We start from the raw sequence: 25,578 nt of genomic DNA, 5'->3' as shown, positions 1-25,578 counted from the left end.
ATTCGTTGATTAAACGGGAATGGCTGAATCGGTTCCGTATCCGCGATTATCGGCATGCATATACGCTGGTATTTGAATATCTGGAAACATTTTACAATACGGTACGGATTCACAGTCACTGCGATTACATGTCGCCAGACGAATATGAAAAGTTGTATCAGCAGTGTCAGAAAAAAGATGCCTTGAGGGCAAGTTAAACCGAGGATACTTTTCTCATTTTATTTTGTACTAAATATTGACATAGGACCACACAACGATTTCTCGTACTGCTTCACAGATAAAAGCTGCCAAATCGGCTGATGTAGGAGTAGTTGCAGAACTGTTTTCCTGTACGAAAGCATCTTTTACTTGGGTCATAATATCAGCTTCCCGAATATACATCCCAGTATCACAACCGCTACCTTTTCGATTATTTGTGATGCAGGAGAAAAAATACAGCCCAGAGTTTCCGCCCTTACGGCGCTGCATTTTGCCACCGCAAGTAGCACAAAAGACCTTTCCTTTCAGCGGGTTCTCGGGGGCTGGTGTTTTAGACGCCGACTTGGATGTATCTATATTTCGGAAACAGGATTGCTGAATTTGAAGAAAAACATCTCGGGATACCAGCGCTCCGTGAGTATTTTCTACCAAAATACCTTTTTCTCCCTGCTGTAAGTCTCCTGTGTATGTGCGATTGGTAAGGATATACTTTACAGAGCTACTGTTCCACGAACCGTCACCGTGTTCATAGCTTCCCTCCAGCCCCTTTGAAATCGCATAGTCAATGGGAGTAGGAATATGGGCGAGATTTAGTCGGCGCACGATTTCAGAAATGCTGATACCTTGATGCGCCAATGAAAATATTTCTTTCACAACAACCATTGCCTCCGGATCAGGAATAAGCTGATGGCAGTCCGCACTCGATTTTATATAACCATATGGCGCTCTTGGAGCAACATATTTACCTTCACGAATTTGTGTATCAATACTGGCCTGCTGCTTTCTTCTGATGTCGGCAACGAATTCCTCATTTAGAATATTTGTAATAGGGATACGAATGCCTGTTCCTCCATCAAAGGTAAGATCAGTGGTCCCGTCAACCGTATCAAAGCGGTCATTGATGGCAATGAAACGAATCCCTTTCTCGGGAAAAACTTGCTGGATGTAAAAGCCCGTTTCAATCGCATTCCTGCCAAAGCGGGAAAGGTCTTTCACGACAACACAATCTATTTTTCCAAGGTAAATATCGCTCAGCATTTTTTGAAACCCTTTGCGTTCAAAAGAGGTTCCGTTTGAATTTTCATCAGAATAAAAAGCTTGAATTTCAATATCATCTCTTTTCTCTACATAATCACGGATTAGCTTTTTCTGGTTCTCAATGGAATCACTGGACTCGTTTGGTTTTACCACCGAAAGCCGTACATAAGCAGCTGCACGATATGCCTTGCTGGTGTTTACTGTCTCCATGATGTTCTTTCTGCTTGTTCTAGCCATAATATTTTTTCTCCTTTTAAATGCAATGACTGCGATACAAAAATTGTACCACAGTCATTGATAATTTTTTATGAAGTTTATAATGAGTTTTGCCTTGACTCAAAACACCGATTTTATTGTGCAGTTGACACAAGTCAGTGTTGGTGTATTTGTTATATTTCCCTTATCCGCTTACACGAGCTAAGGCATTCGCATGCCAGTTTACTGATAGAACTTGGGTTTTCTCCAACTCTTATCAAAGAACGTTTAGGGCATGAAAATATTGAAACTACTCTAAATACATATGCTCATCTATATCCCAACAAACAATATGAGGTGTCAGAACAATTAGAGAAATTAATAAAACTCCCATAATATATTGAATTTTGCCACACTATTTACTAAAAAACACTTGGAAACGCCATATTCACTGGCATTTCCAAGTGTTTTTACTATTCCCACTCAATCGTCGCCGGTGGTTTACTGGTAATATCATAGACGATGCGGTTGATATGATCTACTTCATTGACGATGCGGCTGGAGATTTTATCCAGGACATCATAGGGTATTCTTGCCCAATCGGCAGTCATAAAATCTGTCGTAGTGACGCCGCGCAGGGCCAGCGTATAATCATATGTACGGAAGTCACCCATGACGCCTACCGTACGGTTGCTGGTGAGGACGGCAAAGTACTGGTTGATGGAGCGCTGCAGGCCGGCATTAGCGACTTCTTCACGGAAAATCGCATCGGCATCGCGGAGAATTGCCAATTTTTCCCGCGTGATTTCTCCCATAATGCGGATAGCCAGGCCAGGACCCGGGAAAGGCTGACGCCATACAAGATAGTCCGGCAGGTTCAATTCAGCACCGAGTTCGCGCACTTCATCCTTAAAGAGATTGCGCAGCGGTTCAATGAGCCCTTTAAAATCGACGACAGCCGGCAGGCCGCCTACATTGTGATGGCTCTTAATGACGGCAGCATCGCCAGCACCGGATTCAATGACGTCAGGATAAATGGTTCCTTGCGCCAGAAAATCGACAGAACCGATCTTTCGCCCTTCGTCCTCAAATACACGGATAAATTCTTCGCCGATAATTTTTCGTTTCCGTTCCGGTTCACTGACGCCAGATAATTTATTGAGAAAACGGTCTGCCGCATCAACACGAATAAAGTTCATTCCTGAGTTTTTAAAGGCCCCTTCTACTTCATCACCTTCATTTTTGCGGAGCAGGCCATGGTCTACAAAGATACAGGTCAGCTGGCTGCCGACAGCCTTGGAAATCAGTGCCGCCGCAACAGAGCTGTCTACGCCGCCCGACAAAGCCAGGACGACCTTACCGCCGCCGACCGTCTTCTTGATGGCATCCACAGCCGTTTTAGCATAATTAGCCATGGTCCATGAGCCGGTACAGCCACAGACTTCAAAGAGGAAGTTGTGCAGCATTTCCTTTCCGTGCTCCGTATGAAGCACTTCCGGGTGATACTGCATGGCATACAGCTTTTTTGCCGCATTCTGCATCGCCGCGACAGGGCAGTTACCCGTGTGGGCGACGATCTCAAAGCCTTCGGGAATTGATGAGACATAGTCCTGATGGCTCATCCAGACAGTTTCTTTTTCCTGCAGTCCTGCAAAGAGCGGCGATGACGTGTTGACATCGATTGCCGTCTTTCCGAATTCACGCATATCGGCATGACGGACTTCTCCTCCCAGGGTTTGTGCCATGAACTGCATGCCATAGCAAAGTCCCAGCACAGGGATATCCAGATGAAACACTTCGGCTTCGATTTTCGGCGCCTTTTCTTCATATACGCTTGCCGGACCGCCTGTAAAAATAATGCCCTGTGGCCGTAATTCCTTGATTTTTTCCACTGCCTTATGATACGGGTATACTTCACAATACACGTGGTTTTCACGAACGCGCCGTGCAATAAGCTGATTATACTGACCGCCAAAATCGACAACAATGACGAGTTCTTTGTTATCCATTTCTTCCTCCTCTTGTATAGATAATTTAAAAGCCCGGGAGAAAGAACTGCCCGAAACCGAATGCTCACCCCGGCATCGCGCGGGTTCTCCTCTTTGCTCATATATGGTGACTAGTGTTTATTATACCATGAATATACCGTCATAAAAAGATACAAAACCGCACCCTCATAATTTTTCCATGACGGTGCGGTTCTGTATCTTTTCAGTTACTTGGATTCCGTGCCATATTCTTCATACAGTTCATCCAGGATGTTGTTTCTCGTGACGAGTCCGACAACGCGCCGTCCGTCCACAATAGGTATGACCTTGAGATGTTCCGCGACCATAACCCCGGCAATCTGTTCCACATCCGCAGTGGGAGCCGCAATAATCACGTTCTTTGTCATCATTTCCCGGGCCGTGCAGGCCATCAGCTTTTTAAAACCCTTGTCATATTGGCTGATGCCGTTGTAATAAATGCTGGCGCCCAGTAAATTGACATAATGCGGAACATGAGGCTTGATTTTCTTATACAACAAATCCGCGTCCGTAACAATACCGATAAGCTTTTCTTCTTCGTCTACAATGGGAATCGCCGATATCTTGTTTTTGACAAACATATGCACCAGATCAAATACCGATGTATCCGGACTCGCTGTGATAAAGACTTTTTCCATAATATCGGAAGCTGTACGTTCTTCCTTCATATGCCCAACTCCTTCCTGTGCATTACGCTTCAAGTAATGTCTATATATACATATTACACGCCGGCAGGCCAAATTCCTGCTTTTTCCCATTTCTTTTTTTCTACCAGTGATATGGCTCATGCCGCTGGATCTTGATGGCTCTGTATATCTGTTCCAACAGCAGCATACGTATCATTTGATGCGTCAGCGTGATTCTGCCAAAGGAGATACGGGAATCGGCCCGCCTGCATACAGCTTCCGACAGACCAAAAGGCCCGCCGATAATAAAGGATAGTTCACTGCAGCCGTATAATGCCAGCTCCGAAAAACTTTTTGATAGCTCTTCAGAGGAAATAAGCTTCCCTTGTACATCCAGCACAAAAAGATGAGAACCACCACGAACATGCCGCAACAGCTTTTCCCCTTCTTTGTCGAGGACCTGTCGCTTTTGAGCGGCTGACGGATTATCCGGCATTTTTTCTTCTGGCAGTGCCGTAATATCCACCTGTCCGTATGGCCGGAGCCGTTTCAAGAATTCATGAATACCGGCGGTCAGGTATGCTTCTTTGATTTTTCCGATGGTAATAATGTGATATTTCATCCTTCATCATTGCTTTGCTGGCTTTCCTGCAGTACAACCGATGCCGTCTGGTCTGCTCCGTCGCGCGTATACGTAACGGTTACGGAATCTCCGACTTTATAGGAATCCAGCGCATTTTGCAGAGCCGTAAAATCCTTGACCTCTGTATCACCGATTTTCAGAATAATATCGCCATGACGGATACCTGCCTGATCCAATGATCCGCCGGGAACAACTTTATATACGTATATACCTGCGACATCCAGTTTCATGCCAAAGCGTGCCGCCATTTGCTGATCCAATCCATACAGTCCCAGATAAGGACGCACTACTTTGCCGTTTTTGATCAGTGCCTCCAGAATCGGCCGGGCCGTATTGATCGGAATAGCAAAGCCCAATCCTTCTACGCCCTCTTTGGAAATTTTTGCGCTGTTAATGCCGATGACCTTACCATCCGCATCGACAAGAGCTCCGCCGGAATTCCCCGGATTGATAGCCGCATCCGTCTGAATAAGCTTCATGCTCTGCCCTTCGGCACCAAGCGTCCGATTGAGTGAACTGATAACGCCGGCCGTAACCGTCCCTTGAAATTCCAACCCTAACGGATTGCCAATAGCAATCGCCGGTTCGCCGACCTGCAAAGAATCACTGTCGCCGAATTCAGCCACGGGAAGATTGTCGACGTTGATTTTTACCACCGCCAGATCGGTCCGCGCATCCCGTCCTACAACGGTCCCTTCCGTACTCTGCCCGTCTGCCAGAGATACGATGACGGTCTTGCTGTCACCGACAACATGATTATTAGTCGCGATATATCCGGCTTTATCAAAAATAATACCTGAACCAACACCCTCGCCAACTAGTACCTTGCGATTGAAAATATCCCGGTTATATACCTTGGTCGTAATGCCGACCACTGCAGGTCCTACTTTTTTAGCGGCCTGGACCACAGCAGTATTGCGGGCATCAGAAATAGAAGTTGATTTTTCCGGCTTTTCCAATTGATTGATCGGCCCGGTATAGGAGCTGCTGTTAAATAACGTATCGTGGAGCTTATATCCGCCGGCCACACCGGCTACAATGAGCAAAACAGCGACAACAGCCGTAATACTACGTTTATGTTTTATCATGTATCGTTCCTCCATTTTGAAAACGGACTCTGCCATGCTGGCAGGCCAGACGCAATACGATATCCTGCCCGATGACCTTCCCGGACCGGCCGAGTACGGTTCGCATCGTGTACAAAGAAAGAGCCGGCGTATTATTTTTCTCACTGCGGTGAGCCAATAGTACTCTCATCTGTCCCCTTGCCGGAAGCCGGGTAAGGAATTCTGCCGCAGCCGTATTCGAAAGATGTCCCCAGCGGCTGAGAATCCGCTTTTGCAATGCATACGGGTACGGCCCGTTTTTGAGCATTTCTTCATCATGATTAGCTTCTAGTATCAGTATATCGGAATATGCGGCTGCCGCTTCTACTTCAGGGCTCACATATCCCAAATCAGTCGCCAGGGTAATTTTGCAGTCCCCATGGTATATCGTATACCCGACAGGCCGAGCCGCATCATGGGAAATAGCAAACGGGACAACTTGTATATCCTTTAAACCCAGACGCCGGGGCAGCCGGACAAACCGATCTGCGTAATCTCCCATCTTATGTCCGATGGCCTCCCATGTCTCCAGCGTCGTATATACAGGCATATGCGTTCGTTTGAGGAGCGTAGCCAGTCCGTTGACATGATCGGCATGCTCATGCGTCAAAAATACGGCGTCCAAATCAGAAAGAGCGCAGCCATACTGGTTTAATCCCTGTTCGATGCGCCGGCAGCTGATCCCGGCATCAACCAAGACACGAGTCTTACCGCAGCACATAAAGGCCGCATTCCCTTTGCTGCCGCTGGCCAGCATACTGACCAGGCATTCTCCGTGACGGGCTTCTCCACCCATATTGGGAATTGCCGCGGCTGCACAGGCAGGCGGCACCTCCTTCACAGAAACAGTACATCCTGCCTGACGTCGGGCGCGGTTGATGGACCATGCCAATTGTTCCAGCTGCAGTTCATTCTCTGTCATGGCCTTCATCCTTTACGATAGCCACACCGGCACTGGTCCCCAAACGATCGGCTCCCGCCTGGATCATAGCACATGCAGTTTTATAATCACGGATACCGCTGGAGGCCTTAATGCGGGTTGAGATTCCAACAGCCCGGCGCATACGCCGTATATCCTCTACGGTCGCTCCACCATAGCCAAAACCGGTAGAGGTCTTTACAAATGCAGCCCCTGCAGCTGCCGCTTCCTGGCAGGCACGATATGTTTCATCCTCCGTCAGCAGCCCCGTTTCCAAAATGACCTTGACGGGCTTTCCCGACGCCCCGGCAATAACAGCACGGATATCCGCTACTACATAGTCCCAGTCGCCGGCCTTGAGACGGCCTATAGCGATGACCATATCGAGCTCGTCAGCTCCCTGACGTACCGCATACGCGGCTTCCTCCTGCTTGACAGCAGAAGCCATTGCACCCAGCGGAAAGCCGACAACGCAGGAAATCAGCACATTGCTTCCCTGCAGCAGCGCACGCGCTTCTGTCACATAGGACGAATGAACGCAGACAGCCTTAAAATGATATGACAGAGCTTCACTGCACAGCGTTTTTATATGATCCGGCGTAGCATCCGGTTTTAAATTTGTATGTTCAATATAATCTGCAATATGCATATGATTCCTCCCAATTTAGAAATCTGTGTCTTCGTGTTATTATAGCATAATTTGAAAAAAAAAAACCATCGCTACGGAATTTCTTCCAAACGACGGTGTGTTATGGTGGGCCTAGGTAGACTTGAACTACCGACCTCACGCTTATCAGGCGTGCGCTCTAACCAGCTGAGCTATAGGCCCATGTCTCAACGACTTGTTTAGTATACCACATCTAAAAAAAGTGTCAAGAAAATAATTTGAATTTTCCTGACACTGACATACTTTTACTGATACTGTTTCATCAACGCTTGAAAAGCCCCAAAAGAACGTTTGATCATTGCCGGCTCCACACAGTAAGAAACGCGGACATAGCCGGGACAGCCAAAGCTGTCCGCCGGTACGATAAGAAGATTCAGTTTTTTTGCTTTTTCAGAAAATGCGTTCGCATCCGGCTCCGGTGATTTCACAAAAAGATAAAAGGCACCGCTGGGATACACGCACTCATAGCCCATTGCCTTCAAGCCATCATACAGCAGCTTGCGGTTAGCATCATACACTCCTATATCAGATGTCTGTCCCAGGCATTGCAAGACAACCTCCTGAAATAAATGCGGCGCACAGACAAACCCCATAGCTCTGGCAGCGCCGCATACAGCCGCATACACCATTTGGGCATCGGCGGCGCAATCCGGCACGAGAACATATCCGATACGCTCTCCCGGTAAGGATAATGATTTGCTGTAAGAATAACAAATAATCGTATCGGTATAAAATTCCGGTACATATAAAACAGGCAGTCCATCATAAATAATTTCACGATACGGTTCATCGGCGATCAGATAAATAGGATGACCCATTTCTTTTGATTTTTTCGTCAGAAGCGCGGCCAGCTTTGTATACGTTTCTGCCGAATAAACCGTGCCAGCCGGATTATTCGGCGAATTGACGATGACGGCACGCGTATGAGGTGTAATAGCCTTTCCCATGGCCTCCAACGATATCTGAAAATGTGTTATATCCGGCGGAAGAATCACTTCTCTGGCACCGGCATTATGGATAAATACAGTATATTCCGGAAAAAACGGCGCAATCAGAATAACTTCATCATCCCCCGATTCGACTAACGCTTTTAAGGTGACCGTCAAGGACGCTGCGGCACCACAAGTCATGTAAAAATTATCAGCTCTCACCTGGGCATGGTAGGTTGTATTCATATAATCAGCCAGGCCTTGCCGTACAGCCACATCGCCGGCAGCCGCCGTATAGCCGTGCACCGCTGCCGATTCACGCGTATCCAGGATATCTTTAATGGCGTTCTTCACGCATGCCGGTGCTGGTACTGTCGGATTGCCGATACTGAAATCAAATACGTTCTCTGTCCCCACAACTGCCGCCTGTGCTTGGCCATACGCGAACAAATCACGGATGACGGAGGCTTGCGAGCCTAATTCATACATTTCTTTTGATGCCATGCTGATCACTCCTTATGTATTTTTTTCATTATATCACATTGCCCCATGCTGTAACAGTTTTATTGAAGCCTTTTTCTTGAAAATAGCAGTAAGTTATGCAATAATGAGTATTGCATAATATATTACAGATCGAATGGGGGAATGTACTTTTATGAAAAAATTAAATCCCTATGTCTATCTCTTTACGATGGGACATTTTTCAGTTGACTGGGCACAAGGAGCTATTCCGGCGCTGCTGCCTTATTTTATTTCCACGTACGCGCTGAACTATCGGGAGGCCGCAACTATCATTTTTGCCAATTTGCTGCTCGCCTCACTGCTTCAGCCTTTGCTCGGCTATTACTCCGACAAGGTATCCAAACCCTGGTTCATTGCATTAGGACCTATCTGCTGCGGTATCAGCCTGACAGCAATCAGCTTCAGCACCTCCTATTCACTGACCTTTGTCTTAGCCATGATCAGCGGTGTCGGCAGCGCCATTTTTCATCCGGAAGCGGCTCTCATGGTCAATCACATTGCAGGCGATCAAAAGGGCAAGGCCCTGGGCAGCTTCTCTGTCGGCGGTAACGCCGGATTTGCCATCGGACCTATGGTAGCCGGCTTTTGTGCCTATGCCATTAATAACATTCACGGCCTGGTCATTTTCGGCATCGTCAATGCGATTCTGGCAGCTGCTATCTACAGCCGCATGCCCCGCGTCTTATCCCTTGCCAGTGAATATGTCCGGCAGGATAAAGAAGCACATGCCGGTGCTGTCCAGACAAATGACTGGAAGGCCTTCAATAAACTGACCGTCATTATTTTTGCCCGTTCTATGGGCTTTACGCTGTGCAACACTTTCATCCCGATTTATTGGGTCAGCGTTCTCCACAGCAATGCGGCTAACGGCAGTCTGGCTTTGACTATCTTATTTACCATGGGTGTTTTCATTACCTTCTTAGGCGGTATTATGTCCGACAGAGTCGGCTTTATCAAAATTATTCGAATTTCTTTTATTTGCATGGTACCTGCCATGATAGCCTTTACCAACAGTACTAATATCTGGCTTTCGACAATTCTTTTAATTCCGGTTGCTTTTTCGCTCTTTGCACCATACAGCCCCATCGTCGTGCTGGGACAAACCTATCTTGCCAAAAGTGCCGGCTTTGCCTCAGGTATTACGCTGGGACTCAGCACCACTGTAGGCGGACTCATGGCTCCCGTTGTAGGCTGGGGTGCCGATCAATGGGGAATTCCTGCAGCCTTGCAGATCCTGTGGATTGTAGCCCTCGCCGGAGTCATCTTTGCCTTTCTTATTCCTCAGCCGAAGGAACGGCACGCAGCAATCTGAGTTAGTATTACCCAAACAAGTATTTTCTCTCAGTCTATAGTCGGTACAATAAAAACGCTCCTATCTGAATCAAGTGATTCAGATAGGAGCGTTTTTACTGCAGTCGAAGAGAGATCTGATACTACACGTGATCCGCTGCCTCTGCCGATTTTTTTTCTTCATCTTCTTCATCATCAGCGCCACGCCGATGAGAGGTACGATTCTTCCATACAACCCACAGAGACGTATCAACACAGATAGATGAATAGGCACCGCTGATAAACCCGATCAGCATGACCAGAGAAAAATTCTTCGTCGATTCACCGCCGAAGAAATGCAGTGCCCCGCAGGCAAATAACACGGTCGTCAGTGTATATATGCTGCGGTGTATGCTCTGAGAAATACTGTCGTGCGCTAACTGTTCATACGTATCCGTCCGCCGGTGCGTCCGCGTGTTTTCCCGGACACGGTCAAAAATAACGACGGCTTCATTCATGGAATACCCTACAACAGTCAGAATAGCCGCCAGAAAGGAAGCATCGATTTCTAAATGGAAAAACGAGAAAAAACCCAATACCATAATCAAATCATGTAAAATAGATACCAATGCTGATACGGCAATTTTATACTCAAACCGGAAGGAAATATACGCTGCCAGGGCAATGAACGCCACCGCCAGATTAAGAATGGCATTTTTCGTGACTTCTGAGCCAATGACGGCGCCAACAGATTCGGTCCGCTTGATTTCCGCACCACCCAATGCGCTGCTCAGCTTATCAGAGAGCGCCTTGCTTTCATCACTGGAAAGATTTCTCATACGGATCATGACATCCTGAGACGAACTCTGATCCGTTACACCGGATAACTGAATGACACTGTTACCGATATTCATATCAGAATGATCGACGACATCCCGTACCTGCGCTACTGTAACAGGCTGTTTAAACTGCATATCCAGAATCGTCCCGCCAGTATAATCAATACCAAAATTAAAGCCATGAATAAAAATAGACACAAGGCTCAGTACAACGAGGACAGAAGACAAGGTAAACCACCATTTTTTATGAGCTACAATGTCAAATTTCATTTCTGTCCCCCCTTTTTCAGCATATGTTCCGGCACTTTGCGATTCAGTCCGTAGAACCAGGGATTCGTAATGAGGTTTGTATTAATGAACCACGTCAGCAGCGACCGGCTGACTAAAATCGCAGTAAACATGCTGACGACAATGCCCAATGCCAAATTGACGGCAAAACCCTTGACGGTACCGGAACCCATGACAATAAGAACGATAGCCGCAATCATAACGGACACATTGGCATCGAGAATCGTACTGAATGCCCGTTTAAAACCGGCCTCCATAGAAGTCCGCAAGCTCTTGCCGATAAGTACCTCTTCCTTAAATCGTTCAAAAATAAGGATATTGGCATCAACAGCAAATCCCATGGACAAAATAATACCGGCAATCCCCGGCAGTGTCAGCGTCGCGTCAAGATATTTCAAAATTGCCAGCAGAATCAGCACATATACCAGCAGTGCCACATTAGCCACAATACCGGACATACGGTAAATCACGATAAGGAAAATCATGATAAGAATAATGCCGATTGCAAAGGCCTTTTCACTCTTGATCTTGGAATCCTGCCCCAGACTCGGCCCAATAGTCCGAACTTCCATTACCTTCAGTTTGACCGGAAGCGCACCAGATCGGAGTAAAATAGCCAGGCTTTTTGCTTCTTCTAAAGTTTTGCTGCCTGTAATGACAGCCTTACCGCCCGTGATCGGTTCATTGACGACAGGAGACGTCAATACTTCGCCATCAAGCAAAATAGAAATTTTATGGCCGACATTGGAAGCCGTCAAATCCGCAAATTTTTTGGCCCCTTCATCTGTAAATTCGATAGCAACAACATTTTTATGTCCGTTATCGATTTCTTCCTTCGCTGTTTTTAAATCCTTGCCAGTCATGCGCGTCGTACCGCTTTCATCCTTAAATTCCATGACAGCAGTCTTACCGATCGTTTCAATTGCTTTTTCCGGATTCTTTTCACCAGGAAGTTCCACAATGATACGGCGAGCGCCTTCCTTTTGTACGATCGGTTCTGTCAGCCCCATTTCGTTGATACGTCGTTCAATAATAGAGACAGCGCGGTTCAGAGAATCCTCCGTCACCGGTGCATCCGCCGTATCCTCGGCTTCCAGCACGATATGCGTACCGCCCTGGAGGTCCAGGCCTTGTTTTATGGAATTGGCAAGCGGATAAATAAATGTAATGAACACGGCCAGAATAATAATAACCGCCCCAAAAAATGTTACCATGTTACGAGTCCGCAACAATTCTCCCCCCTCTTTGGTAATCTCACTTCAACTGTGTAATATACCGCGTTTCCGTAAGCACAGACGGTATGATCACGTCATGCGCTTCTATCGGTACGAGCGGCACTATCTGCATATCCCAGGCCACGGCCAGCATGCCTGCAGGACGCAGGCTCTGCAGAAAGCGGTCATAAAAGCCAGCTCCCCGTCCCAACCGGTGTCCCCAGACATCAAAAGCCAAGCCCGGAATAAGAATCATATCCAAATCAGCCGGATCAGCAGCCAAACTGCCCTCCGGTGCCGTACGAATTCCATACGCACCAGTCTCGGCAGCGGCGACAGAAGGCAGAAGCACGGCTTCCATACGGCCCGGGCCGACACAGCGAGGCACATAGACCTGCCGTCCTTCCCGTATAGCCTGTTCCATCAGTCCATCAAGGCTCGCTTCACCAGGCATATTTAAATATGCCATGATACGGCCCGCTTTCTTATACTGCGGCAATACAGCTATACGCGTGCATATAGCTGTATTCCGCCGGGTCTGACCGGCCGGAGACACTCTCCGGAGCCGATCCCTCATGACCTTGCGAAGCTCTTTCTTACTTTGCGTCATCGGTTGCTTCAGACTTTGTTTCTTCGGCCGGAGCTGCCGCAGAAGATGTTTCTTCCACCGTCTTTACAGCTTCCTTCTTTTTAGACTTTTTGTCTTCAGCCGCTTCATGCTTGCCCAGCAACTGATTGACAGCACTGCGCGTCACCTTGACTTCCACTTTATCAGCAATGCGGATAACGAGGTATTCCTCATGCAAAGAAACGATCGTCCCATACAGACCGCCGGCAGTTACGACCTTCGCACCTGTCTTCAGGCTGTCCAGCATTTCCTGACGGCGTTTCTGCTGTTTCTTCTGCGGACGCCACAACAAGAAATAAAAAATGACGACCATCAGGATAATCGGCCAAAACGCGTTCAACTGATCCATTATTTCCACTCTGTTCACCTCCAAATATAATAATGCTCTATATATCAAATGCCCTACGAATACACTGTATTAGGCATCCTGATACCATTGCCAAAACTGCTTGCGGAATTCACGGAAGGTGCCGTCTAAAATAGACTGACGCATGGACCGCATAAAATCAAGCAGGAAATACAGATTGTGAATACTAACCAGACGATAGGCCAGCAATTCCTCCGCTTTGAAAAGATGACGGATATAGGCCCGCGTATAATTGCGGCAGGTATAACAGCCGCAGCCGTCTTCAATAGGTCGGAAATCACGGGCAAATTTGGCATTGCGCACGGTTACCCGGCCCGTATGTGTCATGGCCATACCATTGCGAGCCACGCGTGTCGGAAACACACAATCAAACATATCCACGCCGCGGGCCACCCCTTCGAGAAGACAATCCGGCGTACCAACTCCCATCAAATACCGTGCTTTATGAGCAGGTAAGCAGGGAGTTGTCTTCTCTAATATATCATACATCATATCCTTGGATTCGCCAACACTCAACCCGCCGATACCATATCCATCAAAATCCATATCAACCAGATCATCACAGCTTTTGCGGCGCAGTTCCGGATACATGCCACCCTGAACAATACCAAAAAGACCTTGTGTATCACTGTGATGATGGTCTGCACAGCGCTTCGCCCAGCGGCTCGTCCGTTCCGTTGACAATTGCGTGTAGTCATAATCAGACGGATACGGTATGCATTCGTCAAAGGCCATTGCGATATCAGAATCGAGAGCCATTTGAATATCCATGGATACTTCCGGCGAAAGGAATTTTTTTGAACCGTCCAGGTGAGATCGGAAGGTAACACCCTGCTCCGTGATTTTGCGCATCTGTCCCAGGCTGAACACCTGAAAACCGCCACTGTCCGTAAGAACAGCCTGTTTCCAGTTCATAAATTTATGCAGGCCGCCGGCCTCCCGGACCAAATCCTCACCGGGCCGCAGAAATAGATGATACGTATTGCTCAGTATAACCTGCGCTCCCATATCGTACAATTCCTCCGGCGTCAGCGTTTTGACCGTCGCCTGCGTGCCGACAGGCATAAACATCGGCGTTTTGAACGTGCCATGCGGTGTCCGCAGCAGTCCCGCTCTGGCACCGTCACACTCTGCCTGTAATTCATAAGTAATAACCACGTGCTCCTCCTATCGTATAAACATCGCATCGCCAAAGCTGAAAAAGCGGTATTTTTCAGCCACGGCCAGAGTATACGCGTGTAGTATTTTATCCCGGTCCGACAGTGCGCTGATCAGCATAAGCAGCGTTGATTCAGGCAAATGAAAATTGGTAACCAGGGCATCAACAATATGAAAAGTAAAGCCGGGATAGATAAATATATTGGTCCAGCCCGAACCGGCCTGCAGCTTTCCCGTCGTTCCGGCACTTTCCAGTGTACGGATAGACGTAGTTCCGACGGCAATGACTCGGCGTCCCTCCGTCCTGGCCTGATTGATCGTATCTGCCGCACTCTTGGTAATACTATAAAATTCGCTGTGCATGGCATGATCTTCGATATTTTCTTCTTCCACGGGGCGAAATGTCCCAAGGCCGACATGCAGCGTAATAAAGACTTCCTCCACGCCCTTGGCCCGGATTTTTTCCAGCAGTTCATCCGTAAAATGAAGACCTGCCGTCGGTGCCGCCGCAGAACCCCGTTCGCGGGCATAAACGGTCTGATATTCCTCCGGATTCTCCATCTTTTCATGGATGTACGGGGGCAGGGGCATTTCTCCTATAGCATCTATGATATCATCGAAAACGCCGTCGTAATGAAATTTCAAAATACGTCCGCCAAACTCTGTTTTATCGATCACCTCTGCCGTCATGCCGCCATCAAAGGCCAGCGTCGTTCCCGGCAGTGCCTTTTTTCCCGGTTTTACCAATACCTCCCAAGAGTCCTCTGCGACAGGTGTCAAAAGCAGCACTTCGACCTTACCGCCTGTCGGCAGTCTTTTGCCATATAAACGGGCCGGAATAACTCGGGAATCGTTGAATACCAGCACATCCCCCTCGTGCAGTTCTTCTGCCAAATCATAAAAATGCCGGTGTTCCACAGCGCCGCTTTTGCGGTCATACATCATCAGACGCGCATGATCCCGCGGTTCTGCGGGATGCTGCGCAATCAGTTCTTTTGGTAAATCATATGAAAAATCTGTCAGTTTCAAAATACCACTTCTTCTCCTCAATATAATCGTTCCAGCCGTGTTCCCGTATAATAATGGGCTAAAATTTTGCGGTAATATCCCTTGGTTCCGGCATTTTCCTGTGCCATCTGGTACGCGCCGTATTGGCTCATACCCAAGCCGTGGCCCCAGCCCAGACCAAAAATCGTGACTGGCTGCCCTTCCTTGATTGTCAATATCTGCTTACGATCTGCCTTGCCTGTCCTGTCAGGGTCCGGTACAGCGCCTTTCCCTTGATAAAAATCAAATAATGTACTGCGAAGGCCAAAAACGGCCTGAAACGCATTGCCGGTCATCCGGACTTGCCCCTTGGTTCCTGTAATGGTCAAAGTCAAAACCCGTCCCGATACGCCGCGATCACTAACCGCCATAGGCCGTCGGGTCAGCGGCGATACCGCAATCGTTTTGATTTTCCCCACGCTCTTGCCGGCAGCTGTCAAATTAGCCGCCATTTTTTCCGGCGTCGTCACAACAGACCACCGGTATGCCGGCATTTTGTCGCTGGCATCGGCGACACCGCGGAGATAAGCAACAGAATTGCCCCACACATTTTCACTGTTTTCCGTCCAGCCACCGGCACTGGCACAAAAGAAAGCATCAATAGGTTTATCCTTATAGGTCAGGATTTCTCCGTTAGTCGCATCAACCGCATTGATCACCGACGGCGATTCACCATCCATCCCGGCATATATCTGACTATTCGTATCATCCGTCATATCAAAGCCGCGGCTGTTAAAATACCGTTTATGTGACACCGCATAGGTTCGTGCGGCCACTGCCTGAGCCTTCAGCGCCTCCGAATTCCATGACGGAGACATTTCCTTGCCCACGACACCGTAAAGATATTGTTCCAGAGGCACGACATTGACAACAGTCAGTCCCCACTTATTGACAGATTTGATGCACTCCAAATAGCCGCGGTAGGTATAGCCGTCTGTCACTTTGACAGCACCGCCGGACTGCAGCGGACGAATGGATACCGTCCCTGCACACACTGAGCCATTGACGGCCAGTGAACCATTCTTTAAAGCCACATACACCGGCGTATTGGCAGGAATTTTTTTCCATAGTACATCATTTTTATAGACGCCTACGCCCTGCGGTCCCATAATGGATACGGCACTGCGGCCTTCCCGTATACCGATGCGTACCTCCTGCCCCGGCCCGGAGGCCAGCACAGATACGGTCATGCATATACAAACAACCGCGGCAATGGCAAAGCAGCGGATACTCTTTTTCCACATGTGGTCGTCCTCCCTGTCAGCGACGGAAAAACAAATTTAAAATCACAGTCAATACAATACTGATAATAATGCACGTAACAACAGGGAAATGGAAAGATATATTTCCCCTGGTCCAATTGAGATCCCCCGGCAAATGCCCAATAAAACGGCTCCAGCCTACCTGATCCAGCAGCAGCCAGACCAATCCGGCGAGAATGCACAGAACCCCCAGTATAATAAGGATCTTAGCCATTTCTCCTCCTCAAAACAACGCCGCTGGCCCATCTCCCGCCGGAGACGGCAGTCCTAAATGGCGATATGCCGCTTCTGTAACAACACGCCCCCGCGGCGTCCTGTTCAAAAAGCCGAGCTGCATCAAAAAAGGCTCATACACATCCTCAACAGCATCAACGGATTCGCTGATGGCAGCCGCTATCGTATCAAGTCCTACCGGGCCGCCGCCAAATTTTTCAATAATAACCTGCAGGACCCGCCGATCCGTTCGGTCCAGACCGCAGGCATCCACCTCCAGACGGTCCAGCGCCTGAGAAGCGAGAACCGCCGTAATCGTATGTTCCTCTGCCACCTGAACAAAGTCGCGAACCCGCTTTAGCAGCCGGTTGGCAATACGCGGCGTACCTCTGGCCCGTCTGGCAATTTCCAGCGCTCCCTGAGCTTCAATGGGAATAGCCAGAATATCAGCCGTCCGCTGAATAATAAGGATCAAATCCTCCGGCCGGTAAAATTCGAGACGGCAGATCACGCCAAACCGATCCCGCAAAGGAGGTGCCAGCCGGCCAACCTGCGTCGTGGCACCGACCAGCGTAAAGGGCGGCAGATCAATACGGACTGAACGGGCACTGGGCCCCTTGCCGATAACAATATCCAGCGCATAATCCTCCATAGCCGCATACAGCACTTCCTCCACACTATGAGACAGCCGGTGGATTTCATCAATAAACAACAAATCCCGTTCCTGAAGATTGGTCAACAGGGCCGCTAAATCACCGGGCCGCTCAATAGCCGGACCGGAAGTAATGCGCAGATTGACGCCCAGCTCATTGGCAATAATGCCGGCCATTGTCGTTTTGCCGAGACCGGGCGGGCCATACAAAAGCACATGATCCAACGCCTCCTGACGCAGCTTGGCAGCCTTGATAAAGATCTCTAAATTCGTTTTGACCTTGGTCTGTCCGATATATTCTTTTAAATAATGGGGACGCAGGCTGTACTGCCAGGAATCTCCCGGCACAGCCTCGGTCTCCACAATACGGTTTTCCATTCCTTACCTCCCGCTTCCCAATGCCCGCAGGACCTCTTTCAGCAGTTCTTCCACAGTCTGGCACCGACCGGCCCTGGCTTCTACAGCCGGCAATACCTCCTGCTGCGAATACCCGAGGCTTGTCAGCGCAGCCACAGCCTCCGCAGCAATTCCCTGCAGCGATGCATCTAACGTCCCAACGGCAGCAGCTTCGCCACCGGCAACAGGACCTATCTTATCATGCAGCTCTAAAAGAATCCGCTCTGCCGTCTTTTTACCGATACCGGGCATGCGTGTCAGGACCTTTATATCCTTCTGATGCACAGCCAGCCGAAATCCGTCTGGATTGGCTGCACTCAATATACCAAGGGCAACCTTCGGTCCCACACCATTGACGCCAATCAGAAGCATGAACACATCATATTCATCCTGCGTGGCAAAGCCGTACAAAAGAATCGCGTCCTCGCGGACATTCATGTAGGTAAACAAGGTGATTTCCCGTCCCGTAACCAGTTTATCCGCTGTCAATGCCGGTATATAGATACGGTATCCTACGCCGTGGACATCCACAAAGCACGAACCTTTAAATATATGCGTCACGATTCCCTTAACATATCCGATCATAGCTGAACCGTCCTTTTCAAACTCATGGAATGACTGCAGTACAAGGCATAAATAGCCATTGCCAGTCCGTCTGCCGCGTCATCAGGCTTGATTTTTTCATGAATCCCCAACAGCCGCATCGTCATATCAATGACCTGCTCCTTGGTGGCCCTGCCGTAGCCCGTTACCCCTTGCTTGACCTGAAGCGGGGAGAACTCCAATATCGGTATGGACGCCTGCTGCGCGGTCAATAAAATGATTCCCCGGGCCTGCCCGACAGCAATAGCCGTCGTGACGTTGCGGTTGAAGAAAAGCTGTTCCACGCCGATGACGTCAGGCCTGTATTTTTTATACAATTCATTGAGACTGTCAAAAATTTTGACGAGCCGCTGTGCATCACTGTGATCCGGCGTTGTCTGAACGGCACCGTATGCCACCGGTTTGAGCCGGCTTCCGTTGGAATCGACAATGCCGAAACCGCAGATCGCCGTACCGGGGTCGATTCCCATAGCACGCATACTCTCATTCCTCTCTCAAAACACCAAATAAACTGTACCGTATATTATACCATGAAACAGGGGTCCGACGGTAGAGCGCCTTCTCCTATTAAAAAAAGTGTGCCCGCAGGGACACACTTTTTTATGTCAGCTCGTTTATTCAGCTGTTGTGTTGTTGACAACCTGTTTGCCCTTATAAAAGCCACAAGTCGGGCATACATGGTGAGGCAACATCGTTTCGTGACACTGCGGGCATTCTACAAAACCCGGTGCTGTCAATTTCCAGTTGGCACGACGTCTGTTCTGACGAGACTGGGATAATCTTCTTTTTGGTACTGCCATATTCTGCACCTCCTTACATCATGGTACGTATCTCATTGCTTTGGTTTTAATAAATCACCCAAAACAGCAAATCTTGGGTCGATCCTGTCGGTAGGACAACTACAGGGTCCTTCATTCAGGTTTGTGCCGCACTGCGGGCAAAGCCCCTTGCAGTCCATACGGCACAATACCCGCATGGGTTCGCTGAGAATCAACGTTTCTCTAATTGTCTCCGTCAAATCGATGTATTCCCCATTATAGGGCAATACGGTATCAGGAAGCTCTGCTTCCGTACCATAGACTTCAGACAGTGCTGCTTCCCGATCTACCGATACCGGTGTCAGACAGCGGCTGCATTCATATCTACCGAATGTACGCACAGTTCCCCGGACTACCATATGGTTGCCGTCAGACCAAAACAGGCCTTCTACAGCTATTGTTTGGCTTTTCCATGGAAAAGCATCCACATCACCCAGGCAGGCAGCCGGTCTTTCAAAGGAAAAGGGAAACTTCCGCCCTTCTTCTTTAAACGCTTCTTCGACTTGTAGTTTCATATTTCTACCTCGACTATACTATTATATCCATCAACAAATGCTTTGTCAATACTGTTTTTAGCCGCTGCAGAATCAGAACCGGCCTTCCTATCCTTCTTTTCCGATAAACTCCCGCAGCAGCGAATTAGGCGGCACAACGGACGACTTCAGTGCCCGGAAGGGCATCAGAAATTTCAAAAGCCGCTGCGCCTCCGCATAATGCGGGCTGTCTTTCGTAATCGATTTGAGAAGCGGCTCGGCGTAAGGCTTCAACACAGACAACTCATACGGCAGCGCCGTATTGAAAATCGTATCGGCATCCTCCTGATACGGATAAATATTAGTTTCCTCACCGCGCCGCACATCACTCCATATCTCCATCGTTGCCGTCGGGCCGCGGTCCCGAAATTGCTGGTCCCGTACCATGCGGCGTATGATGCGCGTATCCGACGTAGAAATACGGTTATGGTCGTTGATGCGGATCTGCGTCAAAACACCCAAAGATATTTTGACCTTTTCATACCGGGGCAGCATGTATGTCAGCGAATTATTGAGCGCATGCAGCCCTTCCACGACAATCGGCTGATCCACCTCCAAATGAACAGGCTTTTCGTCAAAATACCGATGCCCCGTAACGAAATCAAACCGGGCCAGACAGACATCCTTCCCTTGCTGAAGCGCATCAATCTGTTCGTTGAACAATGGCACATCGACAGCCCGCAGTGATTCAAAATCATAGCTGCCATCGGGATTGCGCGGCGTATCCTCCCTATTATAAAAATAATCATCCAACGAAATTTTTACCGGCCGCAAGCCTACCACGCGCAGCTGTGTCGTCAACCGCCGGCAAAATGTCGTCTTTCCCGCAGACGATGGACCGGCAATAAGAACGACTTTTATTTTAGGCCGCTGTGTTACAACATAATCAGCAAGCTCAGCCATTTTTTTCTCCTGCAGCGCTTCTGCCATGTCAATGATATCCTGAATAGTTCCATCCGCAACATACCGGTTCAGATCTGATACATATTCACAACGGACGATCCGTCCCCACTCCTCCGCATCCAGGAAGAGCCGGGCCATTTTAGGAATTTCTTTATATGGAGGCAATTCGTCGGGGTGATCCGCCGTCGGCGTCTCTAAAATGACTCCCGGCGCATACGACCGGAGATTGAAACAAGTCACATACCCCATATCTGGAAGCAAGGGCCCCATGTAATAATCAAAGGACGGGCCGCACTGATAAGCCATAATATGGGTCACATCCACATGACGGAGCAATTCGGCTTCCCGTTCCATATGCCGGTTGCGGCACATCTCCATGGCTGTCTCCGAACTCGTGACGACCTGAGAAATCGTTTCTCTCTGATCGACAATCTCATGCATGCGCCGTTTAATCGACTGTACATCCTGCACCGTGACCGTATGCCCTATATCCAGCTCACAATACAGCGCCTTACGCAAGGCATGCTTTACAAACACCTTGCCATTGGGATATATATCGCTCACCGCCCGGACGAGAAGAAACACAGCGGTGCGGACGACACACTGCGTCCCCTCCAGCGTCGCCATGGAAAACCATGAAATATCACCGTCTTCATCGGCCTTGGTCTGCAAGCCAACAAATTCATTATTATATAGCGCCGCGGCAATGCGCGGTTCCGCCTGGGGATTTCGTTCCTTGCTGATTTGCAGCAGGGTCATCCCTTTTTCCACCTCATACGTCTGTCCATTTGTTATATCATGCAGCGTAACCAAATTTTATCACTCCTCTGCGCAAATTGTACATAAGCACTACTATATATATTCGAGAAAAAAGACCGTGATTCCTCTTTTATTGTGCTATAATATAAGGTAATCCTGATACATATGCTGTGTTTCACTATATAAAAAAGGAGTCCTCATGAAAAAACGCACGCCTCTCCGGCTGGACATAAAAGTTCTGACAGCGCTGCTTGTCATCTTCTGCTGCATCAAAGCAGCCTTTGCCGCATATACCGATGTGTATATGAAAACACCGGATTATGCCTTTGCACGAATCATGGAAGCCGCTTCCCGCGGCGATGTCGATACCGTATCGGACGCGGCAGACGAGAAAGCTATTATCGGGCAGCTTTTCGACAGTCTGATCAACCGCAAAGACAGCAGTGCCGCCACGCTTCCGTTAGTAAAGCTTTCCTGGGAACCGCTGAAGCAGGAAGCTATCGAAAACGGTCAAATACTGATTACCGGGCAAATAGCAGCTGACACGGCAAGCCCTGTCTACAGCAATGCCAAAACAACCATAGACAGACGGCTGAAGGCGCTAGGTTTCCCTGTTCCTTCTGCAGGCTGGCATTATATATCTGCCTCCTGGGGGCGGCAGACGGAACCGGGACATGCGGAAATTACAGCCGTCTTTTACAACGATGCCTTGAAGTCGTCTGTCCCCTGCACATTTACCCTGGAACGCAAAGCCTCACGGGAATGGAATATCACAGGGATTACAAACGCCGTGACGCTCCTCACCGCCGTAGAAACGGCCTATCAAAAAGAATTAGCCGTCCAAAATGAACCCATCCAAAAGCAAATTGACGATACGATTCTGATAAGGGATGTTTCCTCCCGATTGATTCACACCGCGGAAGGCGGTCAGACTTTTCTGCGTATCACCTACACTCCGGAGCTGAAAGCCAAACGGGAGAATATTACTGAAATCAAAGGACAATATGAGCTTCGCCGCACATCAGATAAGGCCGTGCTATATACAGCGCCAATCCGTCTTTCCCTGTCTTCGGCCAAACAAACCCATGTAAGTCAGTTTCTCCTCAATCCATTCATTCCCTCGCAATATACGCTTATCAAACGCAGCGATCTCGACGGTACAAAAAGTACGCTCCACATTACCTCCGTATTACAAACAGATGGTACGAGCTGGATCTTGTCCGACACACTATCGCCCTCAGACACAGCGCAGCCGTAACTAAAAATTTTTTTACCAGAACATAAAAATTTATCTGCGCCTTCTTGCCGCGGAATTTCCTGCAAGACAAAGCCTGCGTACACACATACGCAGGCTTTTTTTATAAGCAACACCAGCAGGCAGGTTTTTTGAAATGACAAAAGCATACACTCTCGTTTAGGTAAACTGGTAGGCTCCATTAAGAGGGTTACCCAGTTTTGCTCTGTTAGATACATCTGGTTCGGTTCTCACTGTACACCGGCAGGTCTGTGGTTGAAAACGCCCGCATTTTTAGGGCTGCAGTTTCCTTCCTGCTGCAAAGGACACGTGTGCCATAATCCTTCGCTCTAATAACGATGCTTACATGATATCCATACAGACTTTCCCTCGCCCTGACAGTGTTTGGCACCACGCTGTCATTAGACTTTTCTTCATGCAACCTACAGGAACCGTTGCCAGTCCCGCCGTTTCAGACGGGAATTCTCCTTTCACGGGAGAATTGGCCCGAGAGCCGCACTAACCATATGTATGTGATAACTATACGAGAAAAAGCAGCTTCTTGTCGCACCTAGAATTTGTAAGTTACCTGGATTCTTGTATAGTCTCCCAGCGTGAAGGCTTCGGGCCCATAAAGCGTATCGCGCTGGCTCGTGCTCTTGGCGCCGAAGGTATAGAAGGCTTCCAGGAGGAAATTTCTGGCCGGGACGTAGCCGGCCCCCAGGGTAAAGGAGCGGATGCCGTCGAGGTAGCGGTCCGGTACCCCTTCCGTGCCGTTGCCGCCGAAGAAGGAGCCGTGTTCGAAATACTTGTAGTCCGCAAAGGCATTCCAGCCGCCGGCTATTTCTTCCATGCCCGTCTTGTGATAGCCTTCGCCCATGGAACGGAGATACCAGGCCTGGAGCCCCAGCTTGTCGCCTACTTTTTGCCGCACCTGTACGAAGGCGGCCCGGTCGATGGCGGGGAGGACGTCTTGTTTCAGGAGATTGCCCCGAACTTGGATGATACTGGGCAGAGAACTGATAGGGATTTCTGACATATTGAACGGATCAAACATAGATCGGGCAAAATAGAAAAAGTTATTCAAGCAGCTATCTGCCCCTGTGGGTTTGTTTATCGTATTTCCCACAAAATTGACAAACAGAGAATTCATCGCATCTGCTTTGGTTAGAACTTGTCCATCGCTATTAACAAAAGACACCTCTGTTGCCCCTCGATCTTTGTAATAAGACATAGCGGCCTCATATACAGAACCCAGATAATCATATACGGCATCCTTTCCTGTGCTTGGATCCAGCATTTCTCCCCAGCTCTTATCATGAAGTCCGTACTGTGTCCGTAAGTCTTTTGTTATTAACCTTTGGGATACAATTTTTCCATCAACATTTACTGAAACTAATATGAATTTATTATAACTATAACGTTCAGCACTATTCGTGCCGGTCCACTTCCAATCAGGATCTTTTTCCTGCCCTGTACTGCCATTTATCGTAGTATATCCAGGTAATCTTTGATGAGGGTCTTTAACATTCATAAAATATTTCAAATACCAGTTTCCACCAAAAGAATTTCCTGCATTATTTGGATATATTTCAGCAGTCTTGCTAAGGTGCTGGTTGAGGTCCTGTAGTACAGCCATGCGCTCATTAGCAATATTCAAATCCGATTTATTCGGACCGCGCACCCATGTTCCATCAGTCTGCTGCATTTGGCCTGCATGGTTAAATTTTTCATAGTAATTAATCGCTGAGGTCTTCCAAGCATCTTTGCTCATAGCGTCAGGATATACGGCAGGATCACCACTATTCGAGCCACCTGTAGTACTTCCCATATTTCCCTGATATACGCCTAATAACTCGGACAGAGTTGGCGGACGGGAAACAACGCTGTCTCGACGTGCGTATAGGCGGAATCGCTGATACCGGTCGACGCCGAGAAATCGCCGTAGCCCAGACGGACCTGAGTATGGCGATCCGTCCAGGTCGTGCGGACACCGGTGTATTCCTTGCCAAACCAATAGCCCGTGACGCCCATGCGTTCCGTCAGGCGGCCCATGGTGAAGTCCCATTTCTTAGCCTTCTGATTCAGTTCGGCCTTTTCCAGGCGCACGTCGTGGAGACCCCGCTTGTCCGCTTTACTGTACAGCGTATCGATGGTGTTGCCGCTGGACCCTTCGACGACGAGATTCGTATTATCTCCCAGCTGGGCGTCTATACCCAAGCGTAAGCGTTGTTCTAAACCATGATCCGGCTTACTCTGGAGTATTGCCTCTGCTCCGGCTGTGCTGCCTACATCCGCATTTTTTTGATCCCGCCTGATTCATTACCGCCAAACATGTTAGAACGAACACGGTAATCACCAATGAGATCAACATCACCTGGCTTACGTCCCACATCTTTGGGAGAAGGTGTTGGGAGGAACCAGTCTATTGATGGTCATGCTCTGACTTTCGTACTTCGCTTCTTCTTGGGCCCGGTCTGCCTGGACGACAACATCCCGTGTCATTACCGGATTATTGCCCCCTC

General features: G+C 48.7%; 27 protein-coding genes, 1 tRNA gene and 1 pseudogene. 4 read left to right on the top strand and 25 right to left on the bottom strand.

The window, feature by feature from the left end:
* Positions 1 to 197: IS3 family transposase (locus tag AB840_RS11750; RefSeq protein ID WP_048515038.1), on the top strand; the 197-nt coding region annotated here is incomplete at its 5' end.
* Positions 198 to 228: 31 nt separating this feature from the next.
* On the opposite strand, the gene AB840_RS11745 is transcribed toward AB840_RS11750, so the two are convergent.
* Positions 229 to 1,473, bottom strand: a complete 1,245-nt coding sequence (locus AB840_RS11745) for a recombinase family protein (protein WP_048515037.1) — start codon at positions 1,471 to 1,473, stop codon at positions 229 to 231.
* Between the two features lie 57 nt (positions 1,474 to 1,530).
* Between AB840_RS11745 and AB840_RS17870 the strand changes: the two genes are divergently transcribed.
* Entirely contained in the window at positions 1,531 to 1,827 is a 297-nt protein-coding gene (locus AB840_RS17870; RefSeq protein ID WP_456085505.1) for a tyrosine-type recombinase/integrase, read from the top strand.
* A 77-nt stretch (positions 1,828 to 1,904) separates the two neighbouring features.
* Here AB840_RS17870 and guaA read toward each other — a convergent pair whose 3' ends face one another.
* The 8 genes from guaA to AB840_RS11705 form a co-directional block, all read right to left on the bottom strand.
* Positions 1,905 to 3,440: a glutamine-hydrolyzing GMP synthase gene (gene guaA, locus AB840_RS11740; RefSeq protein ID WP_048515036.1), complete on the bottom strand. Its 1,536-nt coding sequence runs from the start codon at positions 3,438 to 3,440 to the stop codon at positions 1,905 to 1,907.
* A 206-nt stretch (positions 3,441 to 3,646) separates the two neighbouring features.
* Positions 3,647 to 4,126 carry a CBS domain-containing protein gene (locus AB840_RS11735; protein WP_048515035.1) on the bottom strand — a complete coding sequence of 160 codons (480 nt, stop codon included), beginning with the start codon at positions 4,124 to 4,126 and terminating at the stop codon, positions 3,647 to 3,649.
* Between the two features lie 100 nt (positions 4,127 to 4,226).
* Entirely contained in the window at positions 4,227 to 4,706 is a 480-nt protein-coding gene (rlmH, locus tag AB840_RS11730) for a 23S rRNA (pseudouridine(1915)-N(3))-methyltransferase RlmH (RefSeq protein WP_048515034.1), read from the bottom strand.
* Positions 4,703 to 5,815 (bottom strand): S1C family serine protease, encoded by a 1,113-nt coding sequence (locus tag AB840_RS11725; RefSeq protein WP_048515033.1) that lies wholly within the window; start codon positions 5,813 to 5,815, stop codon positions 4,703 to 4,705. The genes rlmH and AB840_RS11725 overlap by 4 nt, the downstream gene beginning before the upstream one ends.
* Positions 5,802 to 6,755 (bottom strand): MBL fold metallo-hydrolase, encoded by a 954-nt coding sequence (locus AB840_RS11720; protein ID WP_048515032.1) that lies wholly within the window; start codon positions 6,753 to 6,755, stop codon positions 5,802 to 5,804. The genes AB840_RS11725 and AB840_RS11720 overlap by 14 nt, the downstream gene beginning before the upstream one ends.
* The gene (gene deoC, locus AB840_RS11715; protein ID WP_048515031.1) at positions 6,742 to 7,401 is read right to left on the bottom strand and encodes a deoxyribose-phosphate aldolase; all 660 of its coding nucleotides are present in this window, start codon (positions 7,399 to 7,401) and stop codon (positions 6,742 to 6,744) included. Before deoC ends, AB840_RS11720 begins: the two co-directional genes overlap by 14 nt.
* A gap of 103 nt (positions 7,402 to 7,504) precedes the next feature.
* Positions 7,505 to 7,581: transfer RNA gene (locus AB840_RS11710), tRNA-Ile, on the bottom strand.
* A gap of 83 nt (positions 7,582 to 7,664) precedes the next feature.
* Positions 7,665 to 8,852, bottom strand: a complete 1,188-nt coding sequence (locus AB840_RS11705) for a pyridoxal phosphate-dependent aminotransferase (RefSeq protein ID WP_048515030.1) — start codon at positions 8,850 to 8,852, stop codon at positions 7,665 to 7,667.
* A 151-nt stretch (positions 8,853 to 9,003) separates the two neighbouring features.
* On the opposite strand from AB840_RS11705, the gene AB840_RS11700 reads away from it, so the two are divergent.
* The gene (locus AB840_RS11700; RefSeq protein ID WP_048515029.1) at positions 9,004 to 10,182 is read left to right on the top strand and encodes an MFS transporter; all 1,179 of its coding nucleotides are present in this window, start codon (positions 9,004 to 9,006) and stop codon (positions 10,180 to 10,182) included.
* A 121-nt stretch (positions 10,183 to 10,303) separates the two neighbouring features.
* Here the strand turns inward: AB840_RS11700 and secF are convergent, their stop codons facing one another.
* The 14 genes from secF to AB840_RS11635 all read right to left on the bottom strand — a co-directional run bounded on the left by secF (position 10,304) and on the right by AB840_RS11635 (position 21,873).
* On the bottom strand, positions 10,304 to 11,248 hold the full coding sequence (secF, locus tag AB840_RS11695; protein WP_048515028.1) for a protein translocase subunit SecF: 945 nt from the start codon (positions 11,246 to 11,248) through the stop codon (positions 10,304 to 10,306).
* A complete protein-coding gene (secD, locus tag AB840_RS11690) occupies positions 11,245 to 12,480 on the bottom strand; it encodes a protein translocase subunit SecD (protein WP_048515027.1) in 1,236 nt (411 codons plus the stop codon). The genes secF and secD overlap by 4 nt, the downstream gene beginning before the upstream one ends.
* A 40-nt stretch (positions 12,481 to 12,520) precedes the next feature.
* Positions 12,521 to 13,090 (bottom strand): 5-formyltetrahydrofolate cyclo-ligase, encoded by a 570-nt coding sequence (locus AB840_RS11685; RefSeq protein WP_072061838.1) that lies wholly within the window; start codon positions 13,088 to 13,090, stop codon positions 12,521 to 12,523.
* Entirely contained in the window at positions 13,077 to 13,457 is a 381-nt protein-coding gene (yajC, locus tag AB840_RS11680; protein ID WP_171969720.1) for a preprotein translocase subunit YajC, read from the bottom strand. The genes AB840_RS11685 and yajC overlap by 14 nt, the downstream gene beginning before the upstream one ends.
* A 69-nt stretch (positions 13,458 to 13,526) precedes the next feature.
* Positions 13,527 to 14,633, bottom strand: coding sequence for a tRNA guanosine(34) transglycosylase Tgt (gene tgt / locus AB840_RS11675; protein ID WP_048515024.1), 1,107 nt, complete (start codon positions 14,631 to 14,633; stop codon positions 13,527 to 13,529).
* A gap of 9 nt (positions 14,634 to 14,642) precedes the next feature.
* Positions 14,643 to 15,662 (bottom strand): tRNA preQ1(34) S-adenosylmethionine ribosyltransferase-isomerase QueA, encoded by a 1,020-nt coding sequence (gene queA / locus AB840_RS11670; RefSeq protein WP_048515023.1) that lies wholly within the window; start codon positions 15,660 to 15,662, stop codon positions 14,643 to 14,645.
* 17 nt (positions 15,663 to 15,679) lie between these two features.
* Entirely contained in the window at positions 15,680 to 16,924 is a 1,245-nt protein-coding gene (locus AB840_RS11665; protein WP_048515022.1) for a SpoIID/LytB domain-containing protein, read from the bottom strand.
* Between the two features lie 16 nt (positions 16,925 to 16,940).
* Positions 16,941 to 17,156, bottom strand: a complete 216-nt coding sequence (locus AB840_RS11660; RefSeq protein ID WP_048515021.1) for a DUF2905 domain-containing protein — start codon at positions 17,154 to 17,156, stop codon at positions 16,941 to 16,943.
* A gap of 9 nt (positions 17,157 to 17,165) precedes the next feature.
* On the bottom strand, positions 17,166 to 18,185 hold the full coding sequence (ruvB, locus tag AB840_RS11655; protein WP_048515020.1) for a Holliday junction branch migration DNA helicase RuvB: 1,020 nt from the start codon (positions 18,183 to 18,185) through the stop codon (positions 17,166 to 17,168).
* Between the two features lie 3 nt (positions 18,186 to 18,188).
* A complete protein-coding gene (ruvA, locus tag AB840_RS11650) occupies positions 18,189 to 18,788 on the bottom strand; it encodes a Holliday junction branch migration protein RuvA (protein WP_048515019.1) in 600 nt (199 codons plus the stop codon).
* Complete coding sequence (gene ruvC / locus AB840_RS11645) at positions 18,785 to 19,285, bottom strand: crossover junction endodeoxyribonuclease RuvC (protein ID WP_048515018.1); 501 nt, start codon at positions 19,283 to 19,285, stop codon at positions 18,785 to 18,787. The genes ruvA and ruvC overlap by 4 nt, the downstream gene beginning before the upstream one ends.
* A gap of 135 nt (positions 19,286 to 19,420) precedes the next feature.
* Entirely contained in the window at positions 19,421 to 19,606 is a 186-nt protein-coding gene (gene rpmF / locus AB840_RS16160; RefSeq protein WP_072061837.1) for a 50S ribosomal protein L32, read from the bottom strand.
* A gap of 32 nt (positions 19,607 to 19,638) precedes the next feature.
* Complete coding sequence (locus tag AB840_RS11640) at positions 19,639 to 20,139, bottom strand: YceD family protein (RefSeq protein ID WP_048515017.1); 501 nt, start codon at positions 20,137 to 20,139, stop codon at positions 19,639 to 19,641.
* A gap of 87 nt (positions 20,140 to 20,226) precedes the next feature.
* Entirely contained in the window at positions 20,227 to 21,873 is a 1,647-nt protein-coding gene (locus AB840_RS11635) for a nucleoside kinase (RefSeq protein ID WP_048515016.1), read from the bottom strand.
* Between the two features lie 145 nt (positions 21,874 to 22,018).
* Here AB840_RS11635 and AB840_RS11630 point away from each other — a divergent pair, with 145 nt between their 5' ends.
* Positions 22,019 to 23,077: a hypothetical protein gene (locus tag AB840_RS11630; RefSeq protein ID WP_048515015.1), complete on the top strand. Its 1,059-nt coding sequence runs from the start codon at positions 22,019 to 22,021 to the stop codon at positions 23,075 to 23,077.
* A 547-nt stretch (positions 23,078 to 23,624) separates the two neighbouring features.
* Here the strand turns inward: AB840_RS11630 and AB840_RS18475 are convergent.
* Together AB840_RS18475 and AB840_RS11620 are read right to left on the bottom strand one after the other, a co-directional pair.
* Positions 23,625 to 23,888 (bottom strand): annotated as a pseudogene (locus AB840_RS18475) (hypothetical protein); the annotation flags it as partial.
* Between the two features lie 1,013 nt (positions 23,889 to 24,901).
* Complete coding sequence (locus tag AB840_RS11620; protein ID WP_048515013.1) at positions 24,902 to 25,273, bottom strand: hypothetical protein; 372 nt, start codon at positions 25,271 to 25,273, stop codon at positions 24,902 to 24,904.
* Positions 25,274 to 25,578 lie beyond the last annotated feature (305 nt).

The organism is Megasphaera cerevisiae DSM 20462 (genome assembly GCF_001045675.1).
Taxonomy (GTDB): Bacteria; Bacillota; Negativicutes; order Veillonellales; family Megasphaeraceae; genus Megasphaera; species Megasphaera cerevisiae.
This window is presented reverse-complemented; position numbering and strand designations above follow the sequence as displayed.